Origin of the sequence: Mycolicibacter heraklionensis (genome assembly GCF_019645815.1) — a bacterium.
Taxonomy (GTDB): domain Bacteria; phylum Actinomycetota; class Actinomycetes; order Mycobacteriales; family Mycobacteriaceae; genus Mycobacterium; species Mycobacterium heraklionense.
In genome coordinates, this window is the sequence record NZ_CP080997.1 from 1,710,540 (window position 1) to 1,729,088 (window position 18,549).

Annotated in this window: 16 protein-coding genes; 10 read left to right on the forward strand and 6 right to left on the reverse strand. The window is 67.0% G+C overall.

The annotated features are described in order from the left end of the window. The first annotated feature begins 95 nt into the window (after window positions 1-95). Complete coding sequence (locus K3U94_RS08060) at window positions 96-1,355, forward strand: cytochrome P450 (RefSeq protein ID WP_220696167.1); 1,260 nt, start codon at window positions 96-98, stop codon at window positions 1,353-1,355. Between the two features lie 11 nt (window positions 1,356-1,366). Here K3U94_RS08060 and K3U94_RS08065 read toward each other — a convergent pair whose 3' ends face one another. The 4 genes from K3U94_RS08065 to K3U94_RS08080 all read right to left on the reverse strand — a co-directional run bounded on the left by K3U94_RS08065 (window position 1,367) and on the right by K3U94_RS08080 (window position 5,024). Next, the gene (locus K3U94_RS08065; RefSeq protein ID WP_220696168.1) at window positions 1,367-2,242 is read right to left on the reverse strand and encodes an alpha/beta fold hydrolase; all 876 of its coding nucleotides are present in this window, start codon (window positions 2,240-2,242) and stop codon (window positions 1,367-1,369) included. A gap of 96 nt (window positions 2,243-2,338) precedes the next feature. Continuing rightward, window positions 2,339-3,589 (reverse strand): MFS transporter, encoded by a 1,251-nt coding sequence (locus K3U94_RS08070; protein ID WP_220696169.1) that lies wholly within the window; start codon window positions 3,587-3,589, stop codon window positions 2,339-2,341. Window positions 3,590-3,628: 39 nt separating this feature from the next. Beyond that, on the reverse strand, window positions 3,629-4,480 hold the full coding sequence (locus tag K3U94_RS08075; RefSeq protein ID WP_220696170.1) for an NAD-dependent protein deacetylase: 852 nt from the start codon (window positions 4,478-4,480) through the stop codon (window positions 3,629-3,631). A gap of 4 nt (window positions 4,481-4,484) precedes the next feature. Then, window positions 4,485-5,024 carry a cysteine hydrolase family protein gene (locus tag K3U94_RS08080; protein ID WP_220696171.1) on the reverse strand — a complete coding sequence of 180 codons (540 nt, stop codon included), beginning with the start codon at window positions 5,022-5,024 and terminating at the stop codon, window positions 4,485-4,487. 57 nt (window positions 5,025-5,081) lie between these two features. Between K3U94_RS08080 and K3U94_RS08085 the strand changes: the two genes are divergently transcribed. The 3 genes from K3U94_RS08085 to K3U94_RS08095 are packed head-to-tail and all read left to right on the forward strand — an operon-like array spanning window position 5,082 to window position 8,312. Then, window positions 5,082-7,136 (forward strand): NAD(+) synthase, encoded by a 2,055-nt coding sequence (locus K3U94_RS08085; protein ID WP_220696172.1) that lies wholly within the window; start codon window positions 5,082-5,084, stop codon window positions 7,134-7,136. A gap of 15 nt (window positions 7,137-7,151) precedes the next feature. Next, the gene (locus tag K3U94_RS08090) at window positions 7,152-7,895 is read left to right on the forward strand and encodes a methyltransferase domain-containing protein (protein ID WP_220696173.1); all 744 of its coding nucleotides are present in this window, start codon (window positions 7,152-7,154) and stop codon (window positions 7,893-7,895) included. 21 nt (window positions 7,896-7,916) lie between these two features. Continuing rightward, complete coding sequence (locus K3U94_RS08095) at window positions 7,917-8,312, forward strand: tautomerase family protein (RefSeq protein ID WP_220696174.1); 396 nt, start codon at window positions 7,917-7,919, stop codon at window positions 8,310-8,312. Here the strand turns inward: K3U94_RS08095 and K3U94_RS08100 are convergent. Next, entirely contained in the window at window positions 8,296-9,156 is an 861-nt protein-coding gene (locus K3U94_RS08100; protein WP_220696175.1) for a ribokinase, read from the reverse strand. The two genes, K3U94_RS08095 and K3U94_RS08100, sit on opposite strands and share 17 nt — an antisense overlap. An 84-nt stretch (window positions 9,157-9,240) precedes the next feature. Here K3U94_RS08100 and K3U94_RS08105 point away from each other — a divergent pair, with 84 nt between their 5' ends. From K3U94_RS08105 to K3U94_RS08130, 6 genes are read left to right on the forward strand one after another with little or no spacing between them, the layout of a single operon-like run. Next, the gene (locus tag K3U94_RS08105) at window positions 9,241-11,412 is read left to right on the forward strand and encodes an adenylate/guanylate cyclase domain-containing protein (RefSeq protein ID WP_220696176.1); all 2,172 of its coding nucleotides are present in this window, start codon (window positions 9,241-9,243) and stop codon (window positions 11,410-11,412) included. After that, a complete protein-coding gene (locus K3U94_RS08110) occupies window positions 11,409-12,797 on the forward strand; it encodes a mechanosensitive ion channel family protein (RefSeq protein ID WP_220696177.1) in 1,389 nt (462 codons plus the stop codon). The genes K3U94_RS08105 and K3U94_RS08110 overlap by 4 nt, the downstream gene beginning before the upstream one ends. A gap of 27 nt (window positions 12,798-12,824) precedes the next feature. Continuing rightward, entirely contained in the window at window positions 12,825-14,087 is a 1,263-nt protein-coding gene (locus tag K3U94_RS08115; protein ID WP_047319947.1) for a glutamate-5-semialdehyde dehydrogenase, read from the forward strand. Window positions 14,088-14,112: 25 nt separating this feature from the next. After that, window positions 14,113-15,021 carry an AAA family ATPase gene (locus tag K3U94_RS08120; RefSeq protein WP_047319948.1) on the forward strand — a complete coding sequence of 303 codons (909 nt, stop codon included), beginning with the start codon at window positions 14,113-14,115 and terminating at the stop codon, window positions 15,019-15,021. Window positions 15,022-15,028: 7 nt separating this feature from the next. Further along, window positions 15,029-16,471: a vWA domain-containing protein gene (locus tag K3U94_RS08125; RefSeq protein WP_109519613.1), complete on the forward strand. Its 1,443-nt coding sequence runs from the start codon at window positions 15,029-15,031 to the stop codon at window positions 16,469-16,471. A gap of 48 nt (window positions 16,472-16,519) precedes the next feature. Continuing rightward, window positions 16,520-17,428, forward strand: a complete 909-nt coding sequence (locus K3U94_RS08130; RefSeq protein WP_267878358.1) for an NAD-dependent epimerase/dehydratase family protein — start codon at window positions 16,520-16,522, stop codon at window positions 17,426-17,428. Window positions 17,429-17,442: 14 nt separating this feature from the next. Here the strand turns inward: K3U94_RS08130 and K3U94_RS08135 are convergent, their stop codons facing one another. Further along, window positions 17,443-18,495, reverse strand: coding sequence for a class I SAM-dependent methyltransferase (locus tag K3U94_RS08135; protein WP_434084908.1), 1,053 nt, complete (start codon window positions 18,493-18,495; stop codon window positions 17,443-17,445). Window positions 18,496-18,549 lie beyond the last annotated feature (54 nt).

Consider the following 18,549-nt stretch of genomic DNA (forward strand, 5'->3'; position numbering starts at 1 on the left):
CGTAACGGTAAGCCCGACGTCTTGACTAGACATGATGTCTAGACTTAGTGTCGGTCGAGCCCGATGTGACCGGGGCCATACGCCGAGGAGGTCTCGTGACAGCACCATCCACCGCGCTGCGCAGCTATGACGAGGTCGACCTGTCCTCACGCGCGTTCTGGTCGGGCACCGCCGCGGAACGTGAGCGCTCCTTCGCGATACTGCGCGCGGAGCGGCCGGTGAGCTGGCATCCGCCGGTCGAAGACGCCATGCTCAACGATCCCGACGATCCCGGCTATTGGGCGGTCACCCGCCATGCCGACATCGTCGAGGTGAGCCGCACCAACGAGGTGTTCCTGTCCGGCAAGGGCGTGATGTTCGAGAACTTCCCGGAGGAGATGCTGGAGACCACGCAGTCCTTCCTGGCGATGGACCCGCCCCGGCACACCAAGCTGCGCAAGCTGGCAACCGCGGCGTTCACACCCCGCCAGATCCGCCGTATCGAAGATTCGATCAAGGCCAATGCCAAGGCGATCGTTGAAGAGTTGCGGGCCGCCGGCAGCGGGTCCGACTTCGTCGAGTACTGCGCCAAAGAGCTCCCATTGCGCACGCTGGCAGATATGGTGGGCGTCCCGGATTCCGAGCGCGCACAGGTAGCCCATGCCGCCGATGCGCTGGTATCGACCAACGACCCGGTGTTCCTCGCCGGGCGCGACCCGCTGGCGGTGATGGGCGAAAACATCATGTATCTGCATCAGGTCGCCGGCGCGCTGGCCGCGCAGCGTCGGGAGGCTCCCGGTGACGACCTGTTCAGCAGCCTGGTCAACGCCGAGGTCGACGGTGACCGGCTCACCGACGCCGAGGTGTCCGCTTACTTCGTGCTGCTCGCGGTGGCCGGCAACGACACCACCCGTCAGACCACCAGTCACGCACTCAAAGCGCTCACCGATTTCGGTGACCAACGCGCCTGGCTACTGGAGGATTTCGAGCGCCGCATCGGGACCGCGGTAGAGGAGTTCATCCGCTACGCGACGCCGGTGATGACCTTCCGTCGCACCGCCGCAACCGATTACGAACTCGGCGGCCAGACCATTCGGGCCGGCGACAAGGTGGCGATGTTCTACGCGTCGGGCAACTGGGATGCGCAGGTGTTCGACCAGCCCGATCGTCTGGATCTGAGCCGCGACCCCAATCCGCATCTGGGCTTCGGCGGCGGTGGGCAGCATTACTGCCTGGGGACCCATGTCGCCCGGGCCCAGCTGCGCGCCCTGTTCGGTGAATTGCTCCGCCAGCTGCCGCGTATCGAGGCCGGTGACCCGGAGTACCTAGCGGGCAGCTTCATTCACGGCATCCGCGCCATGACTTGCACGTTCTGATCTGCATCGGCTCAGGCGAGCGCCCGGGTCAGTTCGGTGATCAGCTCATCCGGGCAGTCGACAGTGAGCATGTGGTTGGCGCCGGGCATCGACCGGGTGGACACTTGCGGGATCAGCCGTCGCGCGCGGGCCAATGTCGCTACCGGACCGCCGCGATAAATGACGTCCCGATCGCCGATCACCACCGTCACCGGCATGGTGAGCCGTCGCAACTCGGCATCGGTCAATACCGACGGCAGTACCGGCCGCCGAAACGGGCGAGATGTCAACATGCTCACCACGATCAGCTTCACCGTCGGATCGCTGCACGCATCCGGAGTGCTGGCTAACCACTGCACGGCGGCACGAACCCGTGCCGGCGACCGGAGCAGTATCGGGGTCATCATCCGGACGTAGAACTGAATGGTCAGCGGCGCCAGCGTTCCCGCGGGTGTGAGCAGCACCAGATGGCTGACCAGTTCCGGTGCCCGGAGGCCCAATTGGGCGGCGAGCCAGCCGCCATAGGACAGGCCCACCACCCGAGCATTCGTGAGGCCGAGGGCATCGAACACCTGCCTCAGCCAGTCGACGTAGTCGTCGGGAGAGGATATTTCGCTGGTGAGCACACTTTTGGACGTGTCGGTGATGGTGTCGAGGCAATAGCAGCGGTACTGGGCACTCAGCGCCGCGATAACCGGCCGCCACATCGCTGAGGTCGCGCTGGCGCCGTGCAGCAGAACAAGGGGCGGCGCCGACGGTTCACCACAGACCACCGTGTGGGTCTGGCCGTAAGCGGTTTCCACCATGCACTCGGTGAACGGCACCGGCCAACCCCGCATGACCTCGTCATAATTCGCGATGAACTGCTCGCGCTCCCGTGCCCTGCGGAAGGGTGACCGGTTCGCCATGGTGGTCCTCAACGTGGTAGTGCGTGCCGGTGATGGTAGCGATGCTTGCGGCGAGCAGACACGAAAGTGCCTGATTTCTTGGGCAGCAGGGCGCTTTTATGTCTGCTCGGCGGGGATTAGGTGGTCGGTCCCGAACCGGATCCCGGTGGCGTCCTTGCCGATCGCGGTCAGCACGATGACGGCGATCAGCGTCGGCACCACCGTGACCACCAGGGCGAACGGGTAGCCGTGCGCGGCCGCCAAGTGCTCCTGGATCGGCAGGTTGAACGCGGCGAAGAGATTGCCCAGCTGATAGGTCACGCCCGGGTAGAAGCCGCGGATCGCGTCCGGCGACATCTCGGTCAGGTGCGCCGGGATCACACCCCAGGCGCCCTGCACGCAGATCTGGATCAGAAACGAGCCCAGGCACAACATGCCCGCGGTGTGCGACAGCGCGAACAGCGGCACGATCGGCAAGCCCATCACCGCGGCCCAGATGATCGCGTAGCGCCGGCCCAACCGCTGTGACAGCGAGCCGAAGATCAGCCCGCCGATGATTCCGCCGATGTTGTAGATCACCGCGATCCACTTGGCCGTGACATGGGACAGGCCCGCCCCGTCGGCCGAGGTCAGAAATGTCGGGTAGATGTCGTGGGTGCCGTGGCTCATCCAGTTGAACGCCGTCATCAGCACCACCAGATAGCAGAACCGGCGAATCACCTTCGCGTCGGTGAACACGTCGCGAATCTTGGTGCGGGTCAGCCGCATCCGATCCTGGGTGGCCTGCCATACCTCGGACTCAGTCACCCGGTAGCGGATCAGCAGGCTGACCATGGCCGGCAGGATCGAAAGCCCGAACAGCCAGCGCCAGGACAACCCCAGCACGTCGTTCACCAGCAGCGAGGCCACGGTTGCGGCCAGGTAGCCGAACAGATAGCCCTCCTGCAGCAGCCCGGAGAAGAACCCGCGGCGCTCGGGTGGGATCTTCTCCATGGCCAGCGCGGCGCCCAGCCCCCATTCGCCACCCATCCCGATCCCGTACAGCAGGCGCAGAATCACCAGCACGGTGAAGGTGGGCGCGAACGCGCACAAGAACCCCACCGTCGAATAGAAGATGACGTTCACCATCAGTGGTATTCGCCTGCCGACCCGGTCGGCCCACAGACCGAACAGCAGCGCCCCGAGCGGGCGCATCGCAAGAGTGGCGGTGGTCAGAAACGCGACCTCGGTCTTGGTGTGGCCGAAGGTCTTGGCGATGTCGGCGTAGACGAACACCACGATGAAGTAGTCGAAGGCATCCATCGACCAGCCCAATACGGCGGCGAGGAAGGAGTTGCGCTGGTCGGGTGTGAGCCGCTGCTTCGTCACCCGAGCATCGTGCCGGATTTCGCAGCGATTTACCGACGATTACCGCGACGAAATCTCGCAGGCCAACTCCGACGCCAACAGCGCCAGCACCGGCGAACAACCGCCGTCGATCTTGACGGCGGCCAACTCGTCGCCGCGGGTGGGCCCACGGTTGACGATCGCGACCGGGACGCCGCGCGCCGCCGCATGGCGGACAAACCGGTAGCCGGAGAACACCGTCAGCGACGAACCCGCCACCAGCAATGCCTCGGCATCATCGACCATCGAATAAGCTTGAGCAACACGTACTTTGGGGACACTTTCGCCGAAATAGACGATGTCGGGCTTAAGAATCCCGCCGCAGTGCCGGCAGTCGACGAAGCGGAAGGACGCGGTATCGGTGACGACGGCGTCCGCATCGGGCGCCACGGCGATGCCGCCGAGCTTCTCCGCCCGGTCGATGAACCCCGGGTTGAGCTCCTGCAGCTGCTCGGCCAACGACGCCCGGCTCAACGACTGCCCGCAGGCCAAACAGATCACCGTCGCATAGCTGCCGTGCAGGTCCACCACGCGCCGACTCCCCGCTTTGGTGTGCAGCAGGTCGACGTTCTGGGTGATCACTCCGGTCACCACGCCGGCTTCTTCCAGTGCGGCCAGCGCCAAATGCCCGGTGTTGGGCGCGGTGTCAGCCATGTGGCGCCAGCCGACGTGGTTGCGGGCCCAGTACCGCTGACGAAACACCGGGTCGCTGGTGAACTGGGCGATGGTCATCGGGTTGCTCGGCGGGGAGTCCGGGCCGCGATAGTCCGGAATGCCCGAATCGGTGGAGATGCCGGCACCGGTGAGCACCGCGACCCGCCGCCCAGCCAGCAGCGACAGCAGGTCGCAGACCGTCGACTCGCCTCCGCCCATCTGATCAGCGTAGGCACTCCGCGGCGGTCGATCGCTCGGCAGCCATATTGCGGCACATCATCTCCAGCGCGGCGGCGCCCAGTCCGGGGTCGATGTGGGCGACGGCATCGACCGGTATCACCACCGGGAGGTGGCGGACGTAGGCGTCCAGGGCGGTGTAGAGGATGCATTGCTCGGTGACCTGCCCGGTCAGGATCAACCGCCGGGTGCCGAGCCGACGGAGCAGGTACTCCAGTGGAGTGGAGTAGAAGGCGCTGTGTCGCACCTTGGTCATCATCCGATCGCCGGCCACGGGGATGATCGGGCGAACCAGTTCGGGTCTCGTACCGTTCAGTGCCGATCCGACGATCTGGGCGAATCCGGCGGTGAAGTCGCCGTAGTTGTCGTTGACGTAGATCAGGTCGACATCGTCGTCGGCCCGGCTGCGTTCCACCAGGTCGGCCAGTGGTTCGACGATCTGGGCGACGTTGCCGGCCAGTTGTTCTGCGTCGAGGTGGCGGTAGGCGTTGAGCATGTCGACGACGACCACCGCGGTATCGGTCATGCCCCTGGTGATACCCGAAAGCTGCATGTTGACACCGTCCGGGCAACAATGGGAGCAATGGAGCATTCTGGGGACTTCTACAACGCCTACCGGCACGGGTTCGCGCGGGTTGCCGCCTGCACGCACCGCACCACCCTTGCCGACCCGGCCGCCAACGCCGAGTCGGTGCTGCGGCTGGCACGCGAATGCCACGACGACGGCGTCGTTCTGGCCGTCTTCCCCGAACTCACGCTGTCGGGATACTCGATTGACGACATCGTGCAGCAGGACAGCCTGCTCGGTGCCGTCGAGGCGGCACTGCTCGACGTGGTCGCGGCGTCGACGGAGCTACTGCCGGTCCTGGTGGTGGGGGCACCGCTGCGCTATGTACATCGCGTCTACAACACCGCGGTCGTCATCCACCGCGGGCGCATCCTGGGGGTGGCCCCGAAGTCCTACCTGCCCACCTACCGGGAGTTCTACGAGGGCCGTCAGTTGGCTGCCGGCGCCGACGAACGCGGACTGATCCGGCTGGGCGGGGTCGAGGTCCCGTTCGGGCCGGACCTGCTGTTCGCCGCGACCGACCTGCCCGGGTTCGTGCTGCACGCCGAGGTGTGCGAGGACATGTTCGTGCCGGTGCCGCCCAGCGCCCAGGCCGCGTTGGCCGGCGCGACGGTGCTGGCCAACCTGTCTGGCAGCCCGATCACCGTCGGACGTGCCGAAGACCGCAGCCTGTTGGCCCGGTCAGCCTCGGCGCGATGCCTGGCCGCCTACGTCTACGCCGCTGCCGGAGAAGGAGAGTCGACCACCGACCTCGCCTGGGACGGCCAGACCATGATCTGGGAGAACGGCACGCTGCTCGACGAAAGCGAACGGTTTCCCAGCGGCCCGCGCCGATCGGTTGCCGACGTCGACCTCGGGCTGCTGCGCTCGGAGCGGTTGCGAATGGGCACGTTCGACGACAATCGCCGCCACCAGCGTGATGCGGTGCAGGCGTTCCGGCGGGTGGAGTTCCTTCTGGACCCGCCGGCCCGGGACATCGGTTTGCGGCGGGTGGTTGAACGATTCCCGTTCGTGCCGTCGAATCCGCAGCGACTGCAACAGGATTGCTACGAGGCCTACAACATTCAGGTATCGGGTCTGGAGCAGCGGCTGCGTGCGCTGAACTATCCCAAGGTCGTGATCGGGGTGTCGGGGGGCCTGGATTCGACCCACGCCCTGATCGTCGCGGCGCGGGCGATGGACCGGGAAAGCCGGCCGCGCAGTGACATTCTGGCGTTCACCCTGCCCGGCTTTGCCACCGGTGAGCGCACCAAGGCCAACGCCGCCGCGCTGAGCAAGGCGCTGGGGGTGACCTTCGCAGAGATCGACATCCGCGAGACGGCGAAACTGATGCTCGGCGAGCTCGGGCACCCGTTCGCCCGCGGTGAAGCCGTCTATGACATCACGTTCGAAAACGTACAGGCGGGCCTGCGCACCGACTACCTGTTCCGGATCGCCAACCAGCGCGGCGGCATCGTGCTGGGTACCGGTGATCTGTCGGAGTTGGCCCTGGGCTGGTCCACCTACGGGGTGGGCGATCAGATGTCGCACTACAACGTCAACGGCGGAGTGCCCAAAACGCTGATCCAGCACCTGATCCGGTGGGTGATCAACTCCGGCGAGTTCGACACCGATGTGTGCGCGGTACTGGCCTCGGTGCTCAACACCGAGATCAGTCCAGAGCTGGTCCCGGCGACGGACGGCGAGGAGCTTCAGCGCAGCGAGGACAAGGTGGGCCCGTACTCGCTGCAGGACTTCGCACTGTTTCAGGCGCTGCGCTACGGTTTCACGCCCGCCAAGACCGCGTTCTTGGCCTGGCATGCCTGGCATGACGTGGAAGTGGGCTCCTGGCCGCCGGGGTATCCGGCGGACAAACGGCAGGCCTATTCGCTGGCGGAAATTCGGCACTGGCTGAAAGTCTTTGTGCAGCGGTTCTATTCGTTCAGTCAATTCAAGCGCTCAGCGCTGCCGAACGGGCCCAAGGTGTCTCACGGCGGTTCGCTGTCACCGCGGGGGGAATGGCGGGCCCCGTCGGACATGTCGGCGCGGATCTGGCTCGACGAGATCGAACGGGAGATTCCGCAGGAGTAGACAGGAGCACCGAGGATGGCCGAAATTCGAAGGTTTCCGTTGTCACCGGCGTTGCAGCGGGCCATGACGTTGCTCAGCGATCGACCGTCGGACCCGCAGGTCAGCCGGGGTTATCTCGACCTGCTCGACGGCGCGGGGGAGGTGGTCGCGCAGCAGAACACCGGTGCCATCCAAAAGCTGTGGGCCTCATCGTTCGGGTCGATGTTCTACGACAATGCCCAAGCGCTGGCCCGCCGACTGCTCGAAGCCTGGCAGCACCCGATCGACTGGCTGGAGGTCCCCGCCGGCGGGGTGGCGCTGGACGTCGGCTGCGGACCGGGCAGTATCACCGCCTCACTGGCCCAGGCCGTCGGCCCCGACGGTTTGGCCCTGGGTATCGATGTCTCAGAACCGATGCTCGCCCGGGCGGTACGGGTACAGGCGGGCTCCCAGGCCGGTTTCCTGCGCGCTGACGCGCAGCGACTCCCGCTGCGCGAGAAGACCGTTGATGCTGTCGTCTCGATCGCCGTGCTGCAGCTGATCCCCGATCCGTCGGCCGCGCTGGGTGAGATGGCGCGGGTGCTCAAGCCGGGCGGGCGCATCGCACTGATGGTGCCCACCGCCGGGTCGGCCTCGCGGTTGTGGCAGCTGCTGCCCAAAGCCGGTGCACGGGTGTTCGACGACGACGAGATCGCAGACACCCTCGAACGCGAAGGTTTCACCAGCGTGCGGGTCAAGAACTTCGGCACCATCCAGTGGGTGCGGGCCAAGCGGGACTGATCATCTGGCAGTCTGGGAATCATGCCCACTGTCCTGATCGAGGTCCGCCGCCGCTACGAGCCGGCCGAGGAAGTCGCGATCATCGATGCCGTCCACGGCGCGCTGGTGACCGCCTTCCAGACCCCGGCCACGGACAAGAACGTGCGGTTGGTCGTCCATGAGCCGCACCGGTTCGCGGTTCCGGAGCAGCTCGCAAAGCCCGAGTGCCGCACGCTGATCTCGATCGACTGCTTCTCCGGCCGGTCCCTGGAGGCCAAGCGGCAGCTGTATGCCGGGATCGTCGAAAACCTTGCCGCGCTGGGCATTCCCGCTGACCACGTGATGATCACCCTGCACGAGGTGGATCGGGACAACTGGGGCATCCGGGGCGGGCAGGCCGCATCCGACGTCGACCTGGGGCTCAACGTCCGGGTGTGAACGCCTCCAGTGCCGCGCTGATCGCCTCGGCGCGCGGGGCGCAGTCGCCGGCGCCGGCCACCAGCGTTGCCAACGCCCCTGCCACGCAGGCGCGTTGCAGGGCGTGTTCGATCCCGCCGGCCCACTCGGTCGCCAGCACACCGGCGAAGACGTCGCCCGCGCCGGTACTGTCGACCGCTTGCACCACCGGAGACGGCACGGTTCGCGTGCCGCCGGACCCGCGGTAGCGGGCACCATGCGCGCCGAGCGTGACCACTCGGTGCGGCACCTGGTGGTGGAACCGGGCGGATTCGGTCTCGTTGAGCACCGCGACGTCGATCAGCCCGGCGAGCTCGGCAACGTCACCGCCGGGCGGGGACACGTTGAGGATCACCGTCGCCCCGCTCGCGTGGGCCAGCTCGGCGGCCGCGGTGGCCACCGGGATGGGAATCTCCAACTGCATCAGCAGCACGTCGCAGTCGGCGATCAGATTGCGCTGGCCGGAATCCAGCGCCCACGCGCCGTTGGCGCCGGGGGCCACCACGATGGTGTTCTCCCCGGACGGGTCCACCGTGATGACCGCCGAGCCGCTGGGCCCGGGCATCGTCGTCAGGCCCTCGGTCCCCACACCGTTGTCGCGCAGGTGCCCGCGCAGCAGCAGCCCGGCGTCGTCGTCACCGACCGCGCCCACGAATTGCACCCGTGCCCCCGCTCGGGCCGCGGCCACCGCCTGGTTGGCGCCTTTCCCACCGGGATGGGTGCTTTGTGCCGCGGCCAGCACCGTCTCGCCCGGGGCGGGAAGCGCGGCGACGGCGAAGACGGTATCGGTGTTCACGCTGCCCACCACGCACACCCGCGTCGCCATGGGTTTCAGCTTCGCATTCGCGACCGCGGAATGTCGTGCATCCCCTAGGGTGAGAACCCATCCGACAACGAAGGGAGCCGCCGAGTGGACTCGGCACCGTCGACAGTGACCACGGCGAACGATGAGCGCCCGTACCGGCGGCTGGCGGCCCGGCTCAGCATCAAAACCAAGCTGATGATCATTCTGCTGCTGACCAGCATCGCTTCGGTCGCAGTCGTTGGATTCGTCGAGTTTCAGTATGGCGCACAGGAATTGCAGCGTGCGGCGACCAACAAGCTGGTGCAGGCCCGCGAGTTGCAGCGTCGCGCGGTCACCGGCTTGTTCGTCGACATGTCCAATGTCCTGGCGGTTGTCAGCGGGGGAGTGACCGCGGCTACCGCACTCCAGGCGTTCAGCGCGGGATTCGACGAACTCGCCCATGCTCCGGTCACGCCCGAACAGCAGCGGACGATCACGGCCTACTACCGGGACAACTTCACCAAGGCCTTGACCGAACGGACCGGCGAGCAAGCGGACGTCGCCGCGTTTCTGCCCACCTCGAACGCGCAGCGCTACCTGCAGGCCCACTACACCGCGGGTTTCGCCGGGGACGCCAAGAAGCTCGACGACGCCGGTGACGGCAGTGCGTGGTCGGCGGCAAACGCCCAGTTCAACGACGTTTTTGCCCAGATCGTCCAGCTCAACGGGTACCAGGATGCGTTGCTGTTGGACACCCGAGGCAACGTGGTCTACTCGGTCAACAAGGGTGTGGACCTGGGCACGAACCTGCTCACCGGCCCCTACCGCGAATCCGGCCTGCGTGACGCCTTCCGCAAAGCGCTGGCAGCCAACGCGGTCAACTTCGTCTGGATCACCGATTTCCAGCCGTACCAACCCAACTTGGACACGCCCACAGCCTGGCTGGTGTCACCCGTCGGCACCAAGGGCGCGGTCGAGGGCGTGATGGCCTTGGCGCTGCCCAGCGCGAAGGTCACCCGGATCATGACCGCCGACCGCGACTGGGATGCCGCCGGGCTGGGACACACCGCCGAGACCTACCTGGCCGGTCCGGACGACCTGATGCGCTCCGATTCACGTCTTTTCCTGGAGGACCCCGAGCGCTACCGCCGCGAAGCGGTGGCGGCGGGAACCGCCGAGGCGACGGTGGACCGCGCGGTGCGGTTGGGGACCACCGCCCTGGTGCAGCCGGTCGGCGGACCGGGCCTGCAGGCCGCGCAGCGTGGCCAGTCCGGAACGCTCACCACCGGATACGACTATCTGGGCAAACGAGAGCTGACCGCGTACGCGCCGCTGACCGTGCCCAACTCGGACCTGCAGTGGTCGATCCTGGCCACGAGGGAGTACTCCGACGCCTACTCCGGCGTCACCTCCTTCAGCAGGAGAGTGGTGCTGGCCACCACCGGGGTCATCTTCGCGATCTGTGTGCTGGCGATGCTGCTTGCCCGACTCTTCCTGCAACCGATCCGGCGGCTGCAGGCCGCCGCCCAGCGGATCAGCGCCGGCGACTACAGCGCCGTGGTACCGGCCCGGACGGCCGATGAGATCGGCGATCTCACCAAGGCGTTCAACGACATGAGCCACAGCCTCCGCACCAAGGAGGAGTTGCTCAACCAGCAGCGCAAGCAGAACGACGAGCTGCTGTTGTCGCTGATGCCCGAGTCGCTGGTGCGGCGCTACCGCGGGGGCGAGCAGGCCATCGCAGATGCGCACCACAACGTCACCGTCATCTACGCCGAGCTGCAGGGTATCGATCAACTGTCCTCCGAAGTGTCCGCGAGCGAATTGGTGACGATCGTCGACGACTTGGTCCGACAGTTCGACGCGGCGGCCGAAGGCGTTGGAGTCGAACGAATCCGGACCATGTACAACGGCTATCTCGCGGGCTGCGGCTTGACCACCCCGCGGCTGGACGGCGTGCACCGAATCGTCGAATTCGCCAGCGAGATGCAGCGCATCGTCGATCGGTTCGCCATCAAATCCGGCTACCGGCTGAGCCTGTGGGCCGGAGTCAACACCGGCGAGGTCGTCAGCGGTCTGGTGGGCCGATCCGGTGTCACCTATGACCTGTGGGGCTCTGCGGTCAACCTCGCCTACCAGTTGCGCAGGAACACACCGGAATCCGGCATCTACGTCACCGCGGCGGTGCGCGACATGCTCGGTGATGTCGCGGAGTTCGCCCCGGCCGGAACTGTGACGATCGGTGACGCCCAGGAACCGGCCTGGAGATTGGCCTCGAGATTGTCCGAGGCGCCGTGAACGTCTTCGGGCCGTGGCTGTACTGGGCGATCGGGGTCGCCGTCGGGCTTCCCGCTGGCCTGGTGCTGCTCACCGAAGGGCATGGGGCGCTGGCGCGCCGAGGCAGCCACCTGGCTCGGCCGGTGGCGCTGGCGCGGAATTACCTGCTGCCGCTGGGCGCATTGATGGTGCTGCTGGCCGAGGTGGCCGGCGTACCCGAACACGATCCGACGCTGCGGGTCATCTACACCGCGTTCGGCTTCGTGCTGCTGGTGTTGCTGCTGTCGGTGCTCGACGTCACCTTCTTCCAGAGCGCCCCGAAAGACTCGTGGCGGGGCCGGATACCGACCATCTTCATCGATGTCGCCCGATTCCTGCTGATCGGTGTGGGCCTGGCGCTGACGCTGTCCCTCGTGTGGGGCGCCAAGATCGGCGGCCTGTTCACCGCGCTGGGCGTGACATCGGTGGTCATCGGCCTGATGCTGCAGAACTCGGTCGGCCAGATCGTTTCGGGTCTGTTCATGCTCTTCGAGCAGCCCTTCCGGATCGGCGACTGGCTGTCCACCCCCACCGCCCACGGCCGGGTCGTCGAAGTGAACTGGCGAGCAGTGCACATCAGCACCGCCGACGGACTGCAGGTGACGCCGAACTCGGTGCTGGCCGGCACCTCATTCACCAACATCAGCCGATCCAGCGGTGCGCACCGGGTGTCGATCACCACCACGTTTGCCGTCGGCGATCCGCCAGATCTGGTGTGCGCGTTGTTGTCGCGCGTTGCCACCGCGCTGCCGATGCGAACCACCGGCGCGGCACCGGATTCGGCCGCGTTGGGTAGCGGTCAATACCGCACCGTCATTGCGGTCGACTCACCGAGCGACGACAGTGCGGCGCAGGCCACCTTCTTACGATGGCTCTGGTACGCCTCCCGACGGGAGGGACTGCACCTTGACGACGCCGACGACGAGTTCTGCACGCCGGAACGGGTGGCCGAGGCGCTGCGGACCGTTGTGGCACCCGCACTGCGACTGACCGACGCCGATCAGCACGCCCTGGTGCCCTACGCCAGGATGGTCCGGTACGGCACAGGCGAACCGCTGCAACAGGCGGGTCAGGTACCGACCGCGATGACATTTCTGACGGACGGCAGCGTCCTGATGAGCGGGGAGGATCCGGCCGAGCCGGGCGCCACGCTGCGCCACGGTGCGTTTCTCGGGGTCACCACACTGACCCGCCAATCCAGCCAGTTCGACGCGCGCGCACTGGAAGAAGTGACCGCGGTGGTCATCGACCGCGAGCACATCGAGGATCTGGTGATGGCCAAGCCGCTGTTGCTGCAGGAACTGGGCCGGATCATCGACCAGCGGCGCCCCGCGGCGCCATCAACACAGCGGGGCCGTTTTACCTGATCGGGCGTTCGCCGATACTCTGGCACGATGAGCGTCCCCGTGCTTCCCGACCTGCGCCAAGAGGTCCACGACGCCGCCCGTCGCGCAAGGGTCGCCTCGCGTTCCCTGACGGCGTTGTCCACCGCGGCCAAGAACAGTGCGCTGAACGCCGCGGCCGACGCCTTGCTGGCCCACGCTGACGACATCCTGGCCGCCAATGAACGCGACGTTGCCGCCGCCCGTGCCGCCGGCACTCCCGAGGCCATGCTGGACCGGCTGGCGCTGTCCAAGGCCCGCGTCGACGGTATCGCCGCCGGACTGCGCCAGGTCGCCGGCCTGCCCGACCCGGTGGGCGAGGTACTGCGCGGCTACACCCTGCCCAACGGACTGCTGCTGCGTCAGCAGCGCGTCCCCCTGGGCGTGGTGGGCATGGTCTACGAAGGCCGGCCCAACGTCACCGTCGACGCATTCGGGTTGACGCTGAAGTCCGGCAACGCCGCGCTGCTGCGTGGCAGTTCGTCGGCGGCCCACTCCAACCAGGCTCTGGTCGACGTGCTGCGCGGCGCTTTGGTGGATGAGGACCTGCCCGCCGACGCGGTGCAGCTGCTGTCGTCGGCCGACCGGGCCACCGTCACCCACCTGATCCAGGCCCGCGGACTGGTCGACGTGGTGATCCCGCGCGGCGGGGCCGGGCTGATCGAAGCCGTCGTGCGCGACGCGTTGGTGCCCACCATCGAGACCGGGGTCGGCAACTGCCACGTCTATGTCCATGAGGCCGCCGACCTCGACATCGCCGAACAAGTGCTGTTGAACTCCAAGACCCGTCGGCCCAGCGTCTGCAACGCCGCCGAGACCCTGCTGGTCGACAAGGCCATCGCCGCGTCCGCAGTGCCCCGGCTGGTGGACGCATTGACCGCCGCTGGAGTTGCGGTGCACGACTGCACCGGGCAGGCCGACGACGCCGCTGCCGAGGAAGACTTGCGTCGCGAATACCTGGCGATGGACATCGCGCTCTCGGTGGTCGACGGCCTCGAGGACGCGATCGACCACATCAACGAGTACGGCACCGGCCACACCGAGGCCATCGTCACCACCAACATGGCCGCCGCCCAGCGATTCAGCGAGCTGGTCGACGCCGCCGCGGTAATGGTCAACGCTTCCACGGCCTTCACCGACGGCGAGCAGTTCGGCTTCGGCGCCGAGATCGGCATCTCCACCCAGAAACTGCACGCCCGGGGCCCGATGGGGCTGCCGGAGCTGACGTCGACCAAATGGATCGTGTGGGGTGACGGCCACACCCGTCCCGTCTAAGGCGCCTCGAAGGAGCAACATCCGCATGGAAAAGCCCGCCATCCCCGCCACCCCGGCCCGCCAGGCGCCGCTGTTCTCCGACATCGACGACGTCGCTCGCCGGCTGGCCGAGACCGGATACCTGGCGGACACCGCCACCACCACGGCGGTGTTCCTGGCCGATCGACTGGGCAAACCCCTGCTGGTGGAGGGCCCGGCCGGGGTCGGCAAGACCGAACTGGCCCGCGCGGTGGCCGCGGCCACCGGTTCCGGGCTGGTGCGGCTGCAGTGCTATGAGGGCGTCGACGAGGCCCGGGCGCTCTACGAGTGGAATCACGCCAAGCAGATACTCCGTATTCAGTCCGGCAACACTGCCGGTCCGGGCGGCGACTGGGACGCCACCAAGATGGACGTGTTCTCCGAGGAGTTCCTGCTGTCACGTCCGCTGCTGACCGCGATCCGGCGCACCGACCCGACCGTGCTGCTGATCGACGAGACCGACAAGGCCGACATCGAAATCGAGGGCCTGCTGCTGGAGGTGCTCTCCGACTTCGCGGTCACCGTTCCGGAACTGGGCACGATCACCGCGACGCGCACCCCGTTCACGCTGTTGACCTCCAACGCCACCCGGGAACTGTCCGAAGCGCTCAAGCGCCGTTGCCTGTTCCTGCACATCGACTTCCCCGATCCGGACCTGGAACGCCGCATTCTGCTGTCGCGAGTACCCGAGTTGCCCGAGCACCTGGCCGCCGAGTTGGTGCGCATCATCGGGGTGCTGCGCGGCATGCAGCTCAAGAAGCTGCCGTCGGTGGCCGAGACCATCGACTGGGGCCGCACCATCTTGGCTCTGGGCATGGACACCATCGACGACGCCACCGTCGCAGCCACCCTAGGCGTCGTGCTCAAGCACCAGTCCGATCAGGTGCGGGCATCCGGAGAGCTGCGACTGAACTGATGGTCCGCTGATGGTTCGCCGTATCCGCCCACCGCAACCCCTTGCCCCGCACGGGATTCCGGGACACCTGGTGGGGTTCGTGGAAGCGCTGCGCGGGCAGGGGATTTCGGTGGGCCCGTCGGAGACCGTTGACGCCGGACGGGTGCTGACGGCGATCGGGCTCGACGACCGGGAGGTGCTGCGGGAAGGGCTGGCCTGCGCGGTGCTGCGCCGGCCCGATCACCGCGACACCTATGACGCCATGTTCGATCTGTGGTTCCCCGCCGCGCTGGGCGGGCGCACGGTGGTTGTCGACGGCGACGAGCAGCCGGCCGACGACGTGCCGCTGCCCGAGGACGCCGAGGACATGCGGGCGATGCTGGTCGATCTGTTGACCGCGAACCCCGATCTGGCCGACACCGATCCCCGATTGTCGGCGATGATCGCCGCGATCGTCGGCGCCTACGGGCAATACCGCTCCAGTCGCGGCCCGTCCTACTCGGCCTACCAGGCGCTCAAAGCGCTGGCGCTCGACGAGTTGGAAGGCAAGCTGCTGGCCGGGCTGCTCGCGCCCTACGGTGACGAACCCAGCCCCACCCAGGAACAGATCGCCAAGGCGATGGCCGCGCAGCGGATCGCTGCGCTGCGCAAGCTCGTCGACGCCGAGACCAAGCGGCGCACCGCTGAACAGTTGGGGCGCGAACACGTGCAGATGTACGGCATCCCGCAGCTGAGCGAGAACGTCGAGTTCCTCCGTGCGTCCGGCGAACAGTTGCGCCAGATGCGCCGGGTGGTGGCGCCGCTGGCCCGCACCCTGGCAACCCGGCTGGCCGCACGCCGGCGACGCTCCCGTGCCGGCACCATCGATCTGCGCAAGACCCTGCGCAAGTCGATGTCGACCGGCGGGGTGCCGATCGACGTGGTGCTGCGCAAACCGCGTCCCGCCCGGCCCGAACTGGTGGTGTTGTGCGATGTGTCCGGCTCGGTCGCCGGGTTCAGTCACTTCACCTTGCTACTGGTTCACGCTCTGCGCCAACAGTTTTCGAGAGTCCGGGTGTTTGCGTTCATCGACACCACCGACGAGGTGACGCACCTGTTCGGACCGGATGCCGACCTGGCGGTGGCCATCCAGCGGATCACCCGGGAGTCCGGGGTCTATACCCGCGACGGCCATTCCGACTACGGCAACGCGTTCGTCTCGTTCGCCGAGAACTATCCGAACGTGGTGTCTCCGCGCAGCGCGCTGCTGGTGCTGGGAGACGGTCGAACCAACTACCGAAACCCCGGTGTGGAGGTGCTGTCGCATCTGGTGACCGCCAGCCGGCACGCGCACTGGCTCAACCCCGAGCCCCGGCATCTGTGGGGCAGTGGGGATTCCGCGGTACCGCGCTACAGCGACGTGATCCCGATGCACGAATGCCGCTCGGCCAAGCAGCTGGCGTCGGTGATCGACCAGCTGCTGCCGGTGTAGGCGATCAGAAAGGTTCGCGATCCCGAGAAGCCCCGCGGTCTGGAACACCTGCACGCGCTTGCTGAGCGGCACCCGGGGCAGCTCAGCCTGCACCGGGCCGACCTGCTCGAACCGGGCAGTTTCACCGAGGCGATGCAAGGCTGCCAGCTGGTCATCCACACCGCCTCGCCGTTCCTGCTCGGCACCATCCGCGACGCCGATCGGCAACTGGTACGGCCCGCGCTCGAAGGCACCCGCAACGTGTTGTCGGCCGTGGACCAGACTCCTTCGGTGGCGCGGGTGGTGCTGACCAGCAGCGTGGCGGCCATCTACGGCGACAACGCGGACATGAAGGGCAAAGCGTGCTTCACCGAGGCGGACTGGAACACCACCAGCACACCCGAGCACCAGCCCTACCCCTACTCCAAGACGGTCGCCGAGCGGGCGGCGTGGCAGATCCAGCAGGCCCAGCAGCGCTGGGACCTGGTCACCATTCACCCCTCGCTGGTGCTGGGACCGTCGCTGACCACGGCCAGCGCCTCGGGAAGCATGGACACCATGCGGCACTTCGTCGACATGTCGATGGCGCTGGGTGCGCCCGCGCTGCAGATGGGCTGCGTCGACGTGCGCGATGTGGCCCGCGCCCACATCAGCGCCGGCTACACACCCGGGGCGCATGGCCGCTACGTGGTGAACTCCGAAGTCGTCAGCATGCTGGAACTCAGCCGAATGTTGCGGCGGCACTTCGGTGCCCGGCTGTCCTTCCCGACCCGCGAGCTGCCCAAGTTCATGGTCAAGCTGGTGGCGCCGGTGGCGGGACTGACTCGCCCGTTTGTCGAGCACAATATCGGCTGGCCGCTATGCCTGGACAGTTCGCGCGCGCGTTCGGAGCTCGCCATCGATTTCCGGCCGGTTGCGGACTCCGTCGTAGAGCACTTCCAACAGATGATCGACGACGGCGTAGCCCGTTGGCGCTAGCCGCCCGCAGAGGTTCAGTACGTCCGCTGGTAGACCAGCCAGCGCAACTCCATCGGGCTTTCCTCCCGCGTGGTGCGGAACGCGTCCTGCCCGCTGATCCATTCGATGTACCAGCTGGTGGGTGGCCAGCCGCCCTCGGGCAGGTGCGCCTTCTCGTAGTCATGGACGGACTCGTCGGAGAGCAGCTGCAGGGGTAGGCCGGCCGACGCGGCCGACATTTCGTTGCGGGTGTACAGACCCGAGTACACCTGCTGGCAGAATTCGCGGGCTGCGGCGTCGGGCTCGTAGCCGTCGTGCGCCAGGAAGCTGTTGAACACCAGTCGCCCGCCGGGAGCCAGGCATCGGGCGGCGAGCTCGAACAGGCTGCGTAGCTCTGCGGTGCCCCGGAAATCGGTCAACACCTCAGAAAGCACCATCATCTGGTAGTCGTTGCGCAGGTCATCGGCGTCTTCGAACACGTCCCGGACGATGACTCGCACGTCCAAGGATTCCGCCGCTGCGTCGGTCGTGAGCATCTCGGCGAACTTCGGGGTCATCTCGACGACGTCGACCGGATGTCCGCGACGCGCCAGCGCCAGGGCGTTGCGGCCGGTGCCCCCACCGATCTCGAGCACCGGATGGGAGGCCGGATCGCCGGCCTCGCAGGCGAGGTGCCAGACCTTCGCGTCGGGTTCGGTGCCGAACAGCGGTGGTTTGCGCGTGTCCAGCCAGGCGGCGTATGCCTCAGCGACGGAACTCCACTGGGCGCGCACCGTGTAGTTCAGGGTGGGACCGATCGGGGCGTTGTAGGAGATGATGATGTGCGAGCGCAGCGAGTGCGCGTAGGCCTCAGCCAGTTGGCCTTCCAACACTTCTCTGAGCCGGTCGAGCTCGTCATCGCTGAAGGGCTTGCCCAGGCCCGCGAACACGGCCGAGCACATCGTCACGTATTCCTCCAGCATGCTCGGCATGGCTGGAAGCCTGATGTCGCCGCTGATCTGGGCACGGGTGTAAAAGCGCTTCACCATGGCGTCCTGGGCCGCCTGGGCGCGATCAAGTGAACTCAACGGAAAATCTTCCACAGACATCTTCTACACGATTGGCATCCGCTTCGCGGCAGCAACGGGGGGTTGCGTTCTCCG

What these genes read in the sequence shown, in the direction of transcription:
- K3U94_RS08065 (WP_220696168.1), bottom strand. Translation starts at nt 2,242, where the DNA reads ATGGCGAACCGGTCACCCTTCCGCAGGGCACGGGAGCGCGAGCAGTTC.
- K3U94_RS08075 (WP_220696170.1), bottom strand. Translation starts at nt 4,480, where the DNA reads ATGGGCGGAGGCGAGTCGACGGTCTGCGACCTGCTGTCGCTGCTGGCT.
- K3U94_RS08080 (WP_220696171.1), bottom strand. Translation starts at nt 5,024, where the DNA reads ATGACCGATACCGCGGTGGTCGTCGTCGACATGCTCAACGCCTACCGC.
- K3U94_RS08085 (WP_220696172.1), top strand. Translation starts at nt 5,082, where the DNA reads ATGGAGCATTCTGGGGACTTCTACAACGCCTACCGGCACGGGTTCGCG.
- K3U94_RS08090 (WP_220696173.1), top strand. Translation starts at nt 7,152, where the DNA reads ATGGCCGAAATTCGAAGGTTTCCGTTGTCACCGGCGTTGCAGCGGGCC.
- K3U94_RS08095 (WP_220696174.1), top strand. Translation starts at nt 7,917, where the DNA reads ATGCCCACTGTCCTGATCGAGGTCCGCCGCCGCTACGAGCCGGCCGAG.
- K3U94_RS08100 (WP_220696175.1), bottom strand. Translation starts at nt 9,156, where the DNA reads ATGGCGACGCGGGTGTGCGTGGTGGGCAGCGTGAACACCGATACCGTC.
- K3U94_RS08115 (WP_047319947.1), top strand. Translation starts at nt 12,825, where the DNA reads ATGAGCGTCCCCGTGCTTCCCGACCTGCGCCAAGAGGTCCACGACGCC.
- K3U94_RS08120 (WP_047319948.1), top strand. Translation starts at nt 14,113, where the DNA reads ATGGAAAAGCCCGCCATCCCCGCCACCCCGGCCCGCCAGGCGCCGCTG.
- K3U94_RS08135 (WP_434084908.1), bottom strand. Translation starts at nt 18,495, where the DNA reads ATGTCTGTGGAAGATTTTCCGTTGAGTTCACTTGATCGCGCCCAGGCG.